Annotated in this window: 13 protein-coding genes; all 13 read right to left on the bottom strand. The window is 56.6% G+C overall.

Going from position 1 to position 15,648, the window contains the following annotated elements:
- Positions 1-29: 29 nt before the first annotated feature.
- The 13 genes from UTO39_RS13975 to UTO39_RS13915 all read right to left on the bottom strand — a co-directional run bounded on the left by UTO39_RS13975 (position 30) and on the right by UTO39_RS13915 (position 15,636).
- Entirely contained in the window at positions 30-1,574 is a 1,545-nt protein-coding gene (locus UTO39_RS13975) for a peptide MFS transporter (RefSeq protein WP_061097403.1), read from the bottom strand.
- Between the two features lie 300 nt (positions 1,575-1,874).
- Entirely contained in the window at positions 1,875-3,350 is a 1,476-nt protein-coding gene (gene der / locus UTO39_RS13970; RefSeq protein ID WP_028014057.1) for a ribosome biogenesis GTPase Der, read from the bottom strand.
- Positions 3,351-3,462: 112 nt separating this feature from the next.
- Positions 3,463-4,641 carry an outer membrane protein assembly factor BamB gene (bamB, locus tag UTO39_RS13965; protein WP_320727408.1) on the bottom strand — a complete coding sequence of 393 codons (1,179 nt, stop codon included), beginning with the start codon at positions 4,639-4,641 and terminating at the stop codon, positions 3,463-3,465.
- Positions 4,642-4,651: 10 nt separating this feature from the next.
- Positions 4,652-5,272 carry a YfgM family protein gene (locus UTO39_RS13960; RefSeq protein ID WP_061097402.1) on the bottom strand — a complete coding sequence of 207 codons (621 nt, stop codon included), beginning with the start codon at positions 5,270-5,272 and terminating at the stop codon, positions 4,652-4,654.
- 13 nt (positions 5,273-5,285) lie between these two features.
- The gene (gene hisS / locus UTO39_RS13955) at positions 5,286-6,560 is read right to left on the bottom strand and encodes a histidine--tRNA ligase (protein WP_061097401.1); all 1,275 of its coding nucleotides are present in this window, start codon (positions 6,558-6,560) and stop codon (positions 5,286-5,288) included.
- 80 nt (positions 6,561-6,640) lie between these two features.
- Positions 6,641-7,759, bottom strand: coding sequence for a flavodoxin-dependent (E)-4-hydroxy-3-methylbut-2-enyl-diphosphate synthase (gene ispG / locus UTO39_RS13950; protein WP_061097400.1), 1,119 nt, complete (start codon positions 7,757-7,759; stop codon positions 6,641-6,643).
- 26 nt (positions 7,760-7,785) lie between these two features.
- The gene (gene rodZ / locus UTO39_RS13945) at positions 7,786-8,793 is read right to left on the bottom strand and encodes a cytoskeleton protein RodZ (RefSeq protein WP_061097399.1); all 1,008 of its coding nucleotides are present in this window, start codon (positions 8,791-8,793) and stop codon (positions 7,786-7,788) included.
- A 292-nt stretch (positions 8,794-9,085) separates the two neighbouring features.
- Complete coding sequence (locus UTO39_RS13940) at positions 9,086-10,252, bottom strand: bifunctional tRNA (adenosine(37)-C2)-methyltransferase TrmG/ribosomal RNA large subunit methyltransferase RlmN (protein WP_028014062.1); 1,167 nt, start codon at positions 10,250-10,252, stop codon at positions 9,086-9,088.
- Positions 10,253-10,421: 169 nt separating this feature from the next.
- Positions 10,422-10,853 carry a nucleoside-diphosphate kinase gene (ndk, locus tag UTO39_RS13935; protein ID WP_003860625.1) on the bottom strand — a complete coding sequence of 144 codons (432 nt, stop codon included), beginning with the start codon at positions 10,851-10,853 and terminating at the stop codon, positions 10,422-10,424.
- Positions 10,854-10,975: 122 nt separating this feature from the next.
- The gene (locus UTO39_RS13930; RefSeq protein ID WP_320727407.1) at positions 10,976-11,851 is read right to left on the bottom strand and encodes a 4Fe-4S binding protein; all 876 of its coding nucleotides are present in this window, start codon (positions 11,849-11,851) and stop codon (positions 10,976-10,978) included.
- Positions 11,851-12,639 (bottom strand): DmsC/YnfH family molybdoenzyme membrane anchor subunit, encoded by a 789-nt coding sequence (locus tag UTO39_RS13925; protein WP_320727406.1) that lies wholly within the window; start codon positions 12,637-12,639, stop codon positions 11,851-11,853. The genes UTO39_RS13930 and UTO39_RS13925 overlap by 1 nt, the downstream gene beginning before the upstream one ends.
- The gene (locus UTO39_RS13920; protein WP_320727405.1) at positions 12,632-13,261 is read right to left on the bottom strand and encodes a DMSO/selenate family reductase complex B subunit; all 630 of its coding nucleotides are present in this window, start codon (positions 13,259-13,261) and stop codon (positions 12,632-12,634) included. Before UTO39_RS13920 ends, UTO39_RS13925 begins: the two co-directional genes overlap by 8 nt.
- The gene (locus UTO39_RS13915) at positions 13,258-15,636 is read right to left on the bottom strand and encodes a DMSO/selenate family reductase complex A subunit (protein WP_320727404.1); all 2,379 of its coding nucleotides are present in this window, start codon (positions 15,634-15,636) and stop codon (positions 13,258-13,260) included. The genes UTO39_RS13920 and UTO39_RS13915 overlap by 4 nt, the downstream gene beginning before the upstream one ends.
- Positions 15,637-15,648: the final 12 nt, after the last annotated feature.

Here is a 15,648-nt window from a genome sequence, read left to right as displayed (position 1 = left end):
GCGAAACGCCTGCCCCGGCACACCGAGGTTTATGAGGCGCTAGCTGCCGGTTTAGTCTGCACATTTTCCAGCATGCGGCGCACCGGAACAATGAGGACGATCAGCACTGCGGCACAAATCAGCAGCGCGATGGAGCAGCGCGCGAAGAGATCCGGCAGCATATCCAGCTGGTCGGCCTTCACGTGACCGCCAATCAGGCCCGCCGCCAGGTTACCCAGCGCGCTGGCGCAGAACCACAGCCCCATCATCTGGCCGCGCATTCTCTCCGGCGCCAGCAGGGTCATGGTCGCCAGACCGATCGGGCTCAGGCACAGCTCGCCGAGCGTCAGCATTAAGATACTGCCCACCAGCCAGAACGGCGACACGCCCGCCCCGCCGTTGCTCAGCACGTTCTGAGCTGCCAGCATCATCAGGCCAAAGCCCCCTGCCGCACACAGAATGCCGATAACAAACTTGGTGATGCTGCTCGGGCGAATGTTCATGCTCGCCAGCTTCGGCCATGCCCAGCTGAACACCGGGGCCAGCAGGATAATGAACAGGGCGTTGATCGACTGGAACCACACCGCCGGAATTTCAAAATCACCAATCATGCGGTTAGTGTAGTCGTTGGCAAACAGGTTGAACGAGGTTGGCTTCTGCTCAAACGCGGACCAGAAGAACGCGGCGGAGACCAGCAGAATAAAGCAGACCAGCAGCCTGGCGCGCTCTTTCCGATTCAGGCCCGCGAAAATGAACAGGTAGATAAAGTAGAGGGCAACGGACGCCGCAATTACGTAAACCAGCACGCTGGCTACCGCGACCGGGTTAATGACGATCACGCCCTGCGCGATCAGCGTCACGAGCGTTGCCACGCCTGCCGCCAGCGCCAGCAACCAGACGCCCACGCCGTTGCGCTTCACCACCGGGCTGTTCCAGGTGGAGTCCAGGCCGACTTCGCTGTCGTAGCGCTTCATCGCCGGAACCGCAAACACGCGGAAGATAATCAGCGCCACCAGCATCCCGATGCCGCCAATACCAAAGCCCCAGTGCCAGCCGTGGGTTTTAATCAGCCAGCCGGAGATCAGCGGGGCGATGAACGAGCCCATATTGATGCCCATGTAGAACAGCGAGAAGCCGCCGTCACGACGCGCGTCGCCTTTTTTATACAGGGTGCCGACCATCACCGAGATACAGGTTTTGAACAGGCCAGAGCCGAGCACGATGAACATCAGGCCGATAAAGAACAGGTTGTTGCCCATGATGGCCGACAGCGCAATCGACAGGTGGCCGAGCGCGATCAGAATCGAACCGTACCAGACGGCTCTCTGCTGGCCGAGCCAGTTATCCGCCAGCCAGCCGCCCGGCAGCGCGGCCAGGTACATGGTGCCGGCAAAGATACCGACAATCGCCGAGGCGTTTTCGCGCGCCAGCCCCATGCCGCCGTCATAGACGGTGGCGGCCATAAACAGGATCAGCAACGGGCGAATGCCGTAGAACGAGAAACGCTCCCACATCTCGGTAAAGAACAGCGAACCGAGCGGATAAGGATGGCCGAAGAAGGTTCGGCTCTCTTTTTGATTAACAGAGGATTGCATAATTCTCCCGAAAGGTATGTGTCGTGCTTGTAAACACCAGCAGGTACGCCGGCCAGTTACGTATCTGACCGATTTTTTACATGCGGCGAAAAGTTAGTTAACCATTTGATAACCAGTCGCTAGTTTTGTCTAGTACCAGCCCCTGGACTTTAAGATGAAAATTCGACGATTGTCTACTTTCTTAGATTTAAACGTGGTTGAAAATGAATAGTGATTGACATCACACAGAGAAAACCGTCGGTATGGTTGGGCATAAAAAAAGCCCGCGATAAACGCGGGCCTTCGTGAGATCGGCAATGATTATTTGCTTTTCTTAATGTGCTTAATCAAACGCTTACGCTTACGCATCTGGTTCGGCGTCAGGGTGTTGCGCTTGTTGGCGAACGGGTTTTCCCCTTCCTTGAACTGGATACGAATAGGCGTGCCCATCACGTCCAGCGATTTACGGAAGTAGTTCATCAGGTAGCGCTTGTAGGAATCCGGCAGGTCTTTCACCTGGTTGCCGTGAATCACCACGATTGGCGGGTTATAGCCACCGGCGTGGGCATATTTCAGCTTCACGCGACGACCGCGCACCAGCGGCGGCTGATGGTCTTCCGCAGCCATATTCATGATGCGGGTCAGCATGGCGGTGCTCTGACGACGGGTGGAGCTGTCATACGCTTCACGCACGGATTCGAACAGGTTACCGACGCCGCTGCCGTGCAGCGCAGAGATAAAGTGCACGCGGGCAAAATCGATAAAGCCCAGACGGAAGTCCAGGGTCTCTTTCACCTGCTCGCGCACTTCATTGCTCAGGCCGTCCCACTTGTTGACCACGATAACCAGTGAGCGCCCACTATTGAGGATAAAGCCGAGCAGAGAGAGATCCTGATCGGAGATACCTTCGCGCGCGTCGATGACCAGCAGCACCACGTTGGCGTCTTCAATCGCCTGCAGGGTTTTGATTACGGAGAATTTTTCCACCACGTCGGTGATTTTTCCGCGCTTACGTACCCCGGCGGTGTCGATGAGGACATACTCACGCTCATCGCGCTGCATCGGGATGTAGATGCTGTCACGCGTAGTACCCGGCATGTCGTAAACCACCACGCGCTCTTCACCCAGAATACGGTTAGTAAGTGTAGACTTACCTACGTTTGGACGACCGACGATAGCCAGCTTGATCGGCAGATCCTGCGGGTTGAAGTCATCCTCAGGCTCTTCTTCTTCGCCCTCTTCACCGTCTTCGAACTGCGCCCAGTATGCGGCGTCTTCGTCCACCTCTTCCGGCGGGTTCACTTCGTCAACCCACGGCAGCAGAACGGTTTCCAGCAGGCTGGTCACACCGCGGCCATGCGATGCCGCAATCGGGTGGATATCTCCCATGCCCAGAGACCAGAAGTCCGCGATAGCCTGATCGGCATCGATGCCGTCAGTTTTGTTCGCCACAAGGAAAGTTGGCTTTTCGCGAGAACGCAGGTGCTTAGCGATTGCGGAGTCCGCCGGCATCAGGCCAGCGCGCGCATCCACCATGAACAGCACGACGTCCGCTTCTTCAATTGCCAGCAAGGACTGTTCCGCCATGCGGGTTTCAACGCCGTCTTCTGTGCCATCGATACCGCCGGTATCGATACAGATGAACTCGCGTCCTTCCACCTCTGCACGACCGTACTTACGGTCACGCGTCAGCCCCGGGAAATCCGCAACCAGCGCATCACGGGTGCGTGTTAAACGGTTAAAAAGAGTGGATTTTCCAACGTTAGGGCGCCCGACAAGCGCGACCACAGGTACCATGTTTGAAGCCTCATAAAATTCAAATAAACGTCGCTTTCGCAGCGTTTTTAAAAATGTCAAAACGGCTCCTGAGTGAACAGGAGCCGTTTAGTATACTACAACCGCCGGGTAATTAACGCGTGATCGCGTACAGCGTGCCGTCTTTTGCCTGAATCAGCAGTTTGCCGTCAGCCACAACCGGGTCGGTCAGGAAGCCTGAACCGTCCACTTTCTGCTGTGCCACGAAGCGGCCATTCTCTGGATCAACCCAGTGCATATAGCCTTCGCTGTCGCCAACCACCAGGCTACCGTTGTACAGCACTGGCGCGGTCAGCAGACGGTGCAGCAGATCGCTTTGCGTCCACAGCGTCACGCCGCCTTCGGTGCTCAGCGCCAGCAGGCGATCGTTCTGGTCAACCATATAGATGCGGTTACCGTCGACGATGAAATCATTCACAGAGCCCAGCTCACGTTTCCACATGATCTGGCCGCTGCGCAGGTCCAGCGCGGTCAGGTTGCCGTTATAGGCCAGGGCGTAAACCACACCGTCAACGATAACCGGGGTAGTGTCTACGTCGCTCAGGCGGTCAATTTCCGTTGAGCCAGTGGCCTGAGAGATACGTTGCTGCCAGATCATCTGGCCCTGCTGCATCAGCACGGCGCTCACGCGACCGTTGTCACCGCCCACAATGGCAGCGCCAAATGCGGTCGCAGGTGCAGATTCACCGCGCAGAGAGAGCGCAGGCATATCCAGGTTAACGGTCCATTTCACCAGACCGTCCGCTTCGTTCAGCGCCTGCAGCTGGCCGTTGCTGGTATGAATCAGCACCAGGCCATCGCTCACCACCGGGCGAGACAGCGACTCACCGGCTACGGTTGTTTGCCAGGCAATAGAGCCGTCGCTGCTGTTCAGCGCATAAACCTGCGCTTTTTCGCTGCCCACGTAGACATGCCCACCGGAAACGGTCAGGCCGCCAGACAGCAGTGCAGATTTACGGGAGAACCAGCCGTCTTTTTCCGCCAGGTTAACGGACCAGACTTCTTTCCCGTCATCGGCGTTTACCGCTTTCACGGTGCCTTTGCGGTCAGCGGCATAGACAACGCTGTCTGCATACGCAGGATGAAGGTTGGAATAGAAATCGCCAATCCCACTTCCCACGGAGACATCCCACGCGGTGGATGGGGTAAACTGGTTTTCAACCGTCGGCAGTGGGGACATTTTCACAACGTCTTCTTCGCCACTGAACAGTGAACAACCACTCAATAACGTAACAGAAAGCAGTCCTGGCAGAAGTAATTTACGCAATTGCATCGGGTCCCTCTCAGACGGACAAATTATTTATTTTCATCTGCATCATTTCGCTCAGCGCAGGTGACGCTTTGCTCTCTACGCCAGCTTGCCACGCTTTACGCGCGCCCGCTTTGTCACCCTTGCTCAGCAGTGCTTCACCGCGCAGATCGGCAACGATGGCAGCAAACCCTTCGCCTTTGATGGTATCGAGCGTTTTCAGCGCGTCGTCAGCTTTTTTCTGCTGAACCTGAATACGTGCCAGGCGCAGATTGATCACGGCTTTCAGGTTTTCATCGCTGGCAGCAGCAAGGCCCTGAGACAGCTGAGCAGCGGCTTTATCCAGTTCGTTTTTATCAACGTACTGCTGAGCCACTTCCAGTGCAGCCAGCGCACCGTAGGTGTTTTTGTTGTCAGCGGCAAATTTCTCTGCCGCCACCAGCGTTTGTGGCTGATCGGCGCGGAGCGCGCTAACGGTATTTTCATAAGACAGCGACGCGCCGCGCGCGGAATCCGCCTGATGATTGTTCCAGTAACGCCAGCCAACCAGCGCACCCACACCTAAAATTACCCCAACAACCAGCGCTTTGCCGTTTTCAGCAAAGAAGCGTTTAATCGCGTCGACCTGATCGTGTTCGTTCTCGTACATTTCCACGCCGTCTTTCTCCTTAGCCCAATAGAGTGCGCAAGTGCGCCGCAACGCCGTCCTGCGTTACCGTTGTCTGCTCACCAGAGCGCAGGTCTTTTACTACCACTTCGCCGTTAGCCACTTCGGACTCGCCCAGCACCAGTGCAATACTTGCGCCCCACTTATCGGCACGAGCAAACTGTTTTTTGAAGTTGCCGCCGCCATGGTTGGTCATCAGCTTAACGCCCGGCAACGCATCGCGCACGCGTTCGGCAAGCTGCATCGCCGCAGACTGCGTTTCCGCGCCTGAGGCCACCAGGTATATATCGACAACGGAATCTGCTTTAAATTCCGGATTAACTGCCTGAACCAGCAAAACAAGTCGCTCAAGACCCATCGCGAAGCCAACCGCAGGCGCCGCACGGCCACCCAGTTGCTCAACCAGACCGTCATAACGGCCGCCGGCACACACGGTACCCTGCGAACCGAGGCTGGTGGTTACCCACTCAAACACGGTACGGTTGTAGTAGTCCAGACCGCGCACCAGACGCTGGTTCACGGTGTAGGCAATGCCCGCCGCTTCGAGCAGCTTGCACAGGCCGGTAAAGTGTTCGCGAGACTCGTCGTCCAGGTAGTCACCCAGCGCAGGGGCATCGTTCAGCAGCGCCTGGACATCAGGGTTTTTGGAATCCAGCACGCGCAGCGGGTTGCTGTACATGCGACGCTTGCAGTCTTCGTCCAGCTTCTCTTTATGCTGCTCCAGGAACGCCACCAGCGCATCGCGGTAGTTTGCGCGCGCTTCCAGAGAACCGATTGAGTTCAGCTCCAGGGAGACATGTTCGGCGATACCGAGGGCACGCCACCAGCGGGCGGTCAGCATAATCAGTTCGGCGTCGATGTCCGGGCCCTGCAGGCCAAAGACTTCCACACCCAACTGGTTGAACTGACGGTAACGACCTTTCTGCGGACGTTCGTGGCGGAACATCGGGCCGATATACCACAGGCGCTGCTCCTGATTGTACAGAAGACCATGTTCGATGCCGGCGCGTACGCAGCCCGCCGTACCTTCCGGACGCAGGGTCAGGCTGTCGCCGTTGCGGTCCTCAAAGGTGTACATCTCTTTTTCAACCACGTCGGTTACTTCACCGATCGCGCGTTTGAATAACGGGGTCTGCTCTACAATCGGCAAACGGATTTCGCTGTAACCGTAGCTGCCGAGCACCTGCTTCAGCGTGCCTTCAATGCGCTGCCAGATGGCGGTTTCGCCAGGCAGGTAATCGTTCATGCCGCGGATGGCTTGAATGTTTTTTGCCACGTTTATTCTCTTTCTATATACAAAAAAAACCCAAAGAATGGGTTCAATCATACATGGGAAGCGGCACGCTTCCCATCACGTTATTTTTCAACCTGCTGAACGCTGATGCGCTGCGTCTCGTCCATCATCGCGGCTTTGGCGCGGATGCGGGCTTCAAGCTGGTCGATCATGTCGCTATTATCCAGACGATCTTTACGAACGCCATCTTCATAGAGACCACTTTTCTTGTTACCGCCGGTTACGCCCAGGGTTGACACCAGCGCTTCACCCGGACCGTTCACCACGCAGCCGATGATGGAAACGTCCATCGGGGTGATGATGTCTTCCAGACGCTGTTCCAGGGCATTCACCGTGCCGATCACGTCAAATTCCTGACGTGAGCAGGTTGGACAGGCAATGAAGTTGATCCCACGCGAACGAATGCGCAGTGATTTCAGGATATCGAAACCGACCTTGATCTCTTCTACCGGATCCGCCGCCAGCGAGACGCGCAGGGTATCGCCGATCCCTTCAGAGAGCAGCAGACCCAGGCCGATCGCAGATTTCACAGAGCCGCTGCGCAGGCCGCCCGCTTCGGTGATCCCGAGGTGCAGAGGCTGATCGATCTCTTTTGCCAGCAGGCGGTAAGATTCCACCGCGAGGAAGACGTCGGACGCTTTTACGCTGACTTTAAACTGATCGAAGTTAAGGCGATCGAGATGATCGACGTGACGCATCGCGGATTCGAGCAGCGCCTGCGGCGTAGGCTCGCCGTATTTTTCCTGGAGATCTTTTTCCAGGGAGCCGGCATTTACGCCGATACGGATAGGGATATTTTTGTCGCGGGCGCAGTCCACGACCATGCGGATACGCTCTTCGTTACCGATGTTGCCCGGGTTAATACGCAGGCAATCGACGCCGTATTCAGCGACTTTCAGCGCGATACGGTAGTCGAAGTGGATATCTGCAACCAGCGGAACGCTGACCTGCTGTTTGATCAGCCTGAACGCCTCAGCGGCATCCATGGTGGGCACGGAGACGCGAACAATGTCCGCGCCTACACGCTCTAATGCTTTGATTTGGTTGACCGTCGCTTCCACGTCCGTGGTGCGCGTATTGGTCATCGACTGGACGGCGATAGGTGCCCCATCGCCGACTGGCACATTCCCAACGTAAATCCGTTTCGATTTTCTACGTTGAATCGGAGCCTGGTTATGCATGAAAAATCTCCCGCGTTGCCCGTCTGTTACTGTGCTGCTGATTGTTCGGCATTAACGGTAAGACGTGCAACCTGGTTAGTTCTGATAAAGCGGCTCAGGTCGACAGGTTTTCCTTGATACTGGATCTGTACCGCTGCCGGAGCGCCAATTTTAAGCTTATAAGGAGCCTGACCGACCAGATTTAAATTGCCATCTTTACGCTGCAGGCCACTGAAGAGTTTTTTACCTGTCGCGTCAGTCACTTCCAGCCAGCAGTCAGCCGTGAAGTTCATCACCAGCGCGTTTGGATCGGCGGCTGGTGCGGCGGTTGCCGCCGGGTCTGTCGGCAGGGAGGCCGCGGCGTTGTCCGCAGGCTGAGTCGCTGCAGGCGCGTTCGTTGCGGTATCGACATTTGCCTGAGAAGGCGCGACAACCGCGTTTTGATCCTGAGCCTGAGGCGCAGCGGTGTTAGCCGTTGCGGCCGGAGCCTGTGCTGCATCGGTTGCCGGAGCCGTCGTTTGCGGCTCGCTTGAGGCCGCCGCACCCTCGGTGTTCAGCGGGACGCTCTGAGCGCCACCGTTGCTCGCCTGATTGAGTTCGGCGGAGGATTGATCGGCCATGGTGGTGATCTCTTCCTGCTGCGCCTTGTGGTTTTGCCACCACCACGCGCCGGTCAGACCGACAACAACAAACAGCACCAGCCAGGTAAAGCTCATCAGCCAGCCATCGCGTTTTTTACGACGTTTCCCCAGGGAGAAAGTTTGCATCGGGGCAACTTTTGCTGCACGAACCGGTGCCTGCTTCTCCATCATTGGCAGTAATTCGTTTTCGGGGATGTGCACCAGTTTTGCGTAAGAGCGGATATACCCGCGCAGAAATGTTGAAGCCAGATCGGCAGGCGCCTTATCTTCTTCAATATCGCGAACCGTGGAAACCTTCAGGCACAAGCGTTCTGCGACAGCTTGCTGGCTGAGTCCGAGTTGTTCACGGGCGTTGCGAAGACGAACGCCAGTGGAGAGTGCTTCATGTTGGTCGTGAGTGGCTTCAGTATTCATTCGCTACAACTACTGGTACGTGAAAAAAAGGGTTCAGGTGCCGGTGAGTCACAATGCCACCCGCACCGCGAAACTTCAGGTCAGTTAACCTTGAACAGACAGTATAAGACTGTCAGCCCGGAGATGACAGTACAGCCCTGCCCGAACGGCTAAACTGTTGTTACGTCGTTACATACTGCCCGAAAGTCGGATGAAACGCACCGTAATTATTGATCAGTCATCACGAATCTGACTGATTATTCAGAAAGATTAAGCATCACGGCGCAGATAATGCGCCGTGAGTGCATAATAATCAAACAGCTTTGACCGCAATCGTCTCGCCCTGCATGCGTTTACGCAGGGTACGTTTGGTACGGTCAATGACGTCGCCCGCCAGCTGCCCGCACGCGGCATCGATATCATCACCACGGGTTTTACGCACGATGGTGGTGAAACCATACTCCATCAGCACCTTGGAGAAACGGTCGATACGGCTGTTCGAGCTACGGCCATACGGCGCGCCCGGGAACGGGTTCCATGGGATCAGGTTGATTTTGCATGGCGTATCCTTCAGCAGCTCAGCCAGCTGATGCGCGTGCTCGGTACCGTCGTTAACGTGGTCAAGCATCACGTACTCGATGGTAACGCGGCCCTGGTTTGCATTGGATTTCTCCAGGTAGCGGCGCACGGCAGCGAGGAAGGTTTCGATATTGTACTTTTTGTTAATCGGTACAATTTCGTCACGAATTTCATCGTTTGGCGCGTGCAGGGAGATAGCCAGCGCAACGTCAATCATGTCGCCGAGCTTGTCCAGCGCAGGGACAACGCCTGAGGTAGACAGCGTCACGCGGCGCTTGGAGAGGCCAAAACCGAAGTCATCCAGCATGATTTCCATCGCCGGCACCACGTTGGTCAGGTTCAGCAGCGGTTCGCCCATCCCCATCATTACCACGTTGGTGATCGGACGCGTGCCGGTCACTTTTGCCGCACCCACGATCTTCGCGGCACGCCAGACCTGACCGATGATTTCAGACACGCGAAGGTTTCGGTTAAAACCTTGCTGAGCCGTAGAGCAGAATTTGCACTCCAGCGCACAGCCCACCTGAGAAGAGACGCACAGAGTGGCGCGATCGTCTTCCGGGATGTAGACGGTTTCAACGCGCTGATCGCCTACCGCAATCGCCCATTTGATGGTGCCGTCTGCCGAGCGCTGCTCTTCCACCACTTCCGGCGCGCGGATTTCAGCCACTTCTTTGAGCTTGTTGCGCAGCACTTTGTTGATGTCTGTCATCTCATCAAAGTTGTCGCTGCAGTAGTGGTACATCCATTTCATTACCTGATCGGCACGAAACGGCTTCTCACCCATATCTTTAAAGAACTCGCGCATCTGCTGACGGTTCAGGTCCAGCAGGTTAATTTTTCCATTTTTATTGGGAACCGCAGGAATGGCGACTTCGGAGGTATTCACTAGTTCAGACATAATTTTTTCCGGCCTCGTTGTTACACGTTGTGGCCCATGGAGGGTTGAATAGAAACGCCCCGGAAAGCGGTCTGCTCGTCCGGGGCGTTGCATTGTACAAAGTCTGGCGCAGGGATGCCACGTCTGGACGTGGCATTTACGAAAATAATGTGTAAACGAAACCGTTAAATTAACGGGTACGTGGACACACTTCGCCTTCAGCGAAGAAGAAGGCGATTTCGCGCGCAGCAGATTCAACAGAGTCGGAACCGTGGGTGCCGTTCTCGGTGAAGCTGTCCGCGTAGTCAGCGCGCAGGGTACCCGCCAGCGCGTTGTCCGGGTTGGTTGCACCCAGCAGATCGCGGTGACGCTGAACTGCGTTTTCGCCTTCCAGCACGGACACCACGATTGGACCGGAGGTCATGAACTCAACCAGGCCATCAAAGAATGGACGACCTTCGTGCTCAGCGTAGAAACCACGAGCCTGCTCAACGGTCAGGTGCAGCATTTTGGTGCCAACGATCTTAAACCCTGCTGATTCAAAGCGAGCGAAGATGCTGCCAATAACGTTTTTTGCCACCGCGTTTGGTTTGATGATGGAAAAAGTACGTTCAATAGCCATGATAACCTCTGTAAAATGTTCTGTTGTTTTGCATACCTGAGTATGGTGTGGCGCGGATTATAAAGAGCAATAGCGCCATTGCCTATGGTTCTGCATAACATTTTTTTAAAATGAGACGAAGATTAGCAACAGGCCGGATTTCGCATACCGTGTTGATGGCGTAAACAGAGCGGGCACTGCTTTTCATCAGGCGTAAATGACCAGAACTGGCGTTGGCACGTCAGGCAAACTGCGTTATAGGCGGGGGTGACGACGTTTTTTGCCGGTCCATCCGTTTCTGAGACGTTTATCGCCTCGTGCTGACATACTGCTTCACAGCCACCGCAGCCGGTACAGCGCCCGGTATCCACCACCAGCGCGGCGTTTTCAAACCGAATCGCGCTTTCCGTGCAGCTTCGCCAGCACGCGCCGCACAGGACGCACTTATCGACGTCGAGAGCGATATCCGACTCGCTAAACGTTGAGAATGCCCTGCGCAGCTCGCGCGGCCCAGGTGAGACGCGACAGGCTTTCACATCCTCGCGGGGAACGTGCATAAGCGCACGACGAGCGATATTCACCTCGTCGCTCGGTATGAGCTTAAACCCCCACTCCGCTTCACCACGGCGACGAAGCGCAAGATTAAGCCGGGCAAGCGCCAGCAGCCAGTCAGGGTACTGCTCTGCGTCGATACTGATAAAACGAACCCGGCGTTGCGCGTGCCACAGCAGCAGCTCATTCACCCCAGGTGCACGTTCAGTAAAAGGCCCAACAAGGGTATCTCCACGCAGAAAGCGCTTTCGCGGCGCAATGCCGGTAATGGCCCCGGAGGGGCAGACGAACAGGCAGTCACCGCATTCAATACAGCGATTTTCATCCACCGAGACGCCGTTTTCCGTAAAAGAAAAAGCCTGCGCTGGACAAACGTCCGCGCAGGCGCAGCAGGAAGCGTGGCGAAAACGGCGACGGACGCACGCATGCGTTACGTCCATCGCCGGGGCAAACGTCAATCCGCCCATCAGCCAATACTGAAGAAAACGAAGCGCAGCATCAGCTCACCCACAATCAGCAAGGCGCTGCCCAGCAGTATTGTGCCTCGCGCCGCTTTTAAGCCGCCCGCAGCAAAGCACAGCATACCCGCAACGGAAACGCACCAGCTCAGCAGATGTACCGCGCGCAGCTGTTCGAGCATCCGTAGCGGAGCGTGGGGGAACGTCACTACGGTGTTGTCTACGGCTGTGATGTCTGCCAGCCAGACGGGCTGCATCACCAGACGCACAAGCACCACCAGCGTGATAATGACCACCGCCGCACGCAGAGTAGTTTTGGATTGCATCCCAACCGCCATGCAGGCTGAACCAATAATCCCCACCGAACCGATAAACAGCACCAGCGTGTTAAGGTGCTGCCAGGTCACCACGGACGCGTGCATGTAGATCTGCGCCATGCAGAACACGTCTACCAGCCCGACCAGACCCGCCGCGGCCAACAGCATCTTCCAGCCTGGCTTATTGGCAAACATCAGCAGCGCTGCAAGGCCAAGCGCCGCCAGGTAAAGGCTGGCAAAGATAATCTCGCGGCTCAGCCACGAGCTGGAGACGTGGCGTAGCGCGTTCAGGGCGTTGAGCGGATAGCCCATATGCAGCGCTGAGGCGAGCAGCCCCAGGCTTGCAAGCACAAACGCCCCGGCCGCAGGCAGCAGCGCGCTACGCTGGGTAGCATGCGCGCCCCCGAACGCCAGCCAGAGCGTCACGCCAACCGATCCCTGCAGGAACAGCGTAAAAATCAGCAGCGGTAACTCATGCATGACGTTTCCCCTCTTTCTCTGCGCCCTGATGCGCTTTGATCACCAGGTTCGGTTTTGTAATCGAGGGATCCGGCAAGCCCTTCACATCGCAGACCGCACCGTATTTCGCCCGAAGTTCATCAATCGGCCCAAATTTGATCGCCTCGAGCGGGCAGGTTGCCACGCAGACGGGCTGCTCGCCCTTCGCCTGCAGATCCACGCAAAAATCGCATTTGGACATCTGCCCGGTCTGCTCGTTGAGCTGTGGCGCACCGTAAGGACAAGACCACGCACAGTAGCCGCAGCCAACGCACTTGTCCGTATCGACGCGCACGATGCCGTCGCCCGGACGCTTGTGCATCGCGGTGGTCGGACAGTTTTTGGTGCAGATCGGGTCCGCGCAGTGGTTACAGGAAATAGAGAGCGTGTAGGCAAAAACGTTGTTGCTAACGCCGCCCTGCCCGGTTGGGATGAAATTCCCGCCGTTAACTTCGTATACGCGTCGGAAACGACGTCCGACCTCAAGGTTGTTTTTATCTTTGCACGCCACCTGGCATGCCTTGCAGCCCGAACAGCGGGAAGAGTCGATATAGAAACCCAGCTGTTTATCGCTCACCGGCGCGTAGTGTTTAAACTGACTCATGCTTTAGCTACCTCCACCAGCATGGTTTGATGGGAGTTCCCTTTCGCAAGCGCGGTAATTCGGGCAGAGCTGAGCACGTTCGCGCAGCCGCCTTTATCGACGCCCTGTTCGTCCGGCTGCCACCAGGCGCCCGCCTGCATGGCAACAACGCCCGGAATGATGCGCGGTGTGACCTCCGCCGGAATTTCACAAACGCCGCGCGCGTTATGGATACGCACGGTATCCCCCTGCGAAATGCCGCGCTTTTGCGCGTCCTGCGGGTTAATCCACAGCTTTTGCTGCTGGGCCTCAATCAGCCACGGGTTGGCGTACTGGGTTGAGTTAGCGCGGTTTTTCCCTTTCCATGTAATCAGCTGGAGCGGGAAGGTTTTCGCCAGTTCGTCTTCCGGCCCTTCATGGGCGGGCACGTAGTGCGACAGCGCCGGGATCTCCGGGTGCTGCATGTCGTACAGACGCTTCGAGAAGATCTCAATTTTCCCGGACGGCGTCGGGAACGGATGATTTTGCGGATCGCGGATGTTGTCTTCAAAGGCGACGAACGGCGCGCTTTTGAAAAGATGCTGACGCGTCTTCTGTAGCGTCGCGAAGTCCGGCAGGTTTTCCTCCGGCATCGCCAGCCGCGTCTGCTCCCAGATGTGCTCAATCCACGCTTTTTCGTCACGACCCTCGCTGAACGCAGGCTCAATGCCGAGCTTAGCGGCGACCTCACGCAGCCAGTCGTAATCCGAACGGCGCTCGAATTCAGGTTCAATCAGCTTTTCCGACAGGATCAGATAGCTCGCCGTGCCCCAGGTTTCGCCAATATTCCAGCGTTCCATAAAGCTGGTTTCCGGCAGGAGAAGATCGGCGTATCTGGCGCTCGGCGTCATAAACAGATCGCTTGCGACAATAAACTCGATTTTCGACTCGTCTTCCAGTACGCGCGTCGCCTGATGCAGATCCGGGTTCTGGTTAGCCAGATAATTGCCCGCGAGCGAAAACAGGATGCGGATATTGCTGTCCAGCTTCTCTGCATCCTTCAGGCCGACTTCCGCCGTTACCTTTGAAGCATCATCGGCGGCCTGCACCCAGTTCATCACCGATATTTTGGCTTTTACCGGGTTATCCGGCATCTCCGGCCCGGCCGCAAATTTACGGTTTGAACAGCCGCCATAGCCTGCCGCCCAGCCGCCCTTCCCCCCAACGTTACCCGTCAGCGTTGCCAGTAACGTCGAGCCGCGCGCGGTGCGCTCGCCGCAGTTATGGCGCTGCGGTCCCCAGCCCTGGATCAGCGCGGCGGGTTTGGTGGTTGCGTAGTCCCGCGCCAGCTGACGAATGGTCTGCGCAGGAACGTGGGTGATCGTCTCTGCCCACTCCGGCGTTTTCGCTACGCCATCTTTTGCGCCGGTCAGGTAAGCCATCAGGGATTCATTGGCCGGAACGCCTTCCGGCATGGATGCTTCGTCAAAGCCCAGGGTATAGCGCTGGAGGAAGTCACGATCGTGCAGGTTCTCCGTGACGATCACGTACATCATGGCGTCCATCAGGGCGTTGTCCGTTGTTGGAAGCAGCGGGATCCACTGGTCGGCAAGAGAGGAAACCGTATCTGAATAGCGCGGATCGACAACGATAAAGCGGGTACCGTTTTGCTTCATCTTCTGGAAGAAGTGGTTGCTGTGGCCAAAGATCGTCTCCGTCGGGTTATGCCCCCAGAGAATGACCAGTTTGGTATCCAGCAGCGTGTCCAGAGAGCTGCCGCTGGCGGCTGTGCCATAGGTATACGGCGTGGCTGCCGCCGTGTTGCCCATACTGACCGAGTGATAGCTTTCCAGGTAGCCGCCGGTTAAGTTGAGCAGACGACGAACCATTTTATCGCCGGAAAACGTTCCGCCGGATACCGCAGTACCTACATGCACATAGCGTGAGGCTGCGCCGTATTTTTGCGTAATCGTTTTTAATTGATTCGCAATAAGCGTGGTGGCTTCATCCCAGGTAATACGCTCGAATTTTCCTTCGCCACGTTTACCCACGCGTTTCATTGGATATTTAAGCCGATCGGGATGATAGACGAATTTTCGATAAGCGCGGCCACGAACGCAGGCGCGCATAACCGGCATTTGAGAATCCAGTTCATTATCCGGGCGCGTTGAAATTCTCGTGACTACGCCCTCACTGACGTGAGCGCGAATATCGCATTTACCACCGCAGTCAAACGTGCTGCAGGTTTGCACCACTTTTTCTTCAGGCGTTGCGCCTGCTGTCGCCGTATCCTGCGCCCGTGCATTGCCGGTTGTCGTAACAAAAGGAAGGGCGGCCAGCGCCGACCCAGCCTGAATAAAATGACGCCGGGATATTGAGGGAATAAGTCCTTCGCCCGGACTTTTATTTTTTTTCATTGCTCATTCCTT

Origin of the sequence: Enterobacter sp. 118C5 (assembly GCF_034107645.1) — a bacterium.
Classification (GTDB): Bacteria; Pseudomonadota; Gammaproteobacteria; order Enterobacterales; family Enterobacteriaceae; genus Enterobacter; species Enterobacter nematophilus.
The sequence above is the reverse complement of the archived record's forward strand: the minus strand, read 5'-3'. Positions and strand labels throughout refer to the sequence as shown.

Excerpts from the sequence above, each read along its gene's own strand:
- UTO39_RS13925 (WP_320727406.1), bottom strand. The coding sequence starts at position 12,639 with ATGCATGAGTTACCGCTGCTGATTTTTACGCTGTTCCTGCAGGGATCG.
- UTO39_RS13940 (WP_028014062.1), bottom strand. The coding sequence starts at position 10,252 with ATGTCTGAACTAGTGAATACCTCCGAAGTCGCCATTCCTGCGGTTCCC.
- der (WP_028014057.1), bottom strand. The coding sequence starts at position 3,350 with ATGGTACCTGTGGTCGCGCTTGTCGGGCGCCCTAACGTTGGAAAATCC.
- bamB (WP_320727408.1), bottom strand. The coding sequence starts at position 4,641 with ATGCAATTGCGTAAATTACTTCTGCCAGGACTGCTTTCTGTTACGTTA.
- UTO39_RS13975 (WP_061097403.1), bottom strand. The coding sequence starts at position 1,574 with ATGCAATCCTCTGTTAATCAAAAAGAGAGCCGAACCTTCTTCGGCCAT.
- UTO39_RS13915 (WP_320727404.1), bottom strand. The coding sequence starts at position 15,636 with ATGAAAAAAAATAAAAGTCCGGGCGAAGGACTTATTCCCTCAATATCC.
- rodZ (WP_061097399.1), bottom strand. The coding sequence starts at position 8,793 with ATGAATACTGAAGCCACTCACGACCAACATGAAGCACTCTCCACTGGC.
- UTO39_RS13920 (WP_320727405.1), bottom strand. The coding sequence starts at position 13,261 with ATGAGTCAGTTTAAACACTACGCGCCGGTGAGCGATAAACAGCTGGGT.
- UTO39_RS13930 (WP_320727407.1), bottom strand. The coding sequence starts at position 11,851 with ATGGGCGGATTGACGTTTGCCCCGGCGATGGACGTAACGCATGCGTGC.
- ndk (WP_003860625.1), bottom strand. The coding sequence starts at position 10,853 with ATGGCTATTGAACGTACTTTTTCCATCATCAAACCAAACGCGGTGGCA.
- ispG (WP_061097400.1), bottom strand. The coding sequence starts at position 7,759 with ATGCATAACCAGGCTCCGATTCAACGTAGAAAATCGAAACGGATTTAC.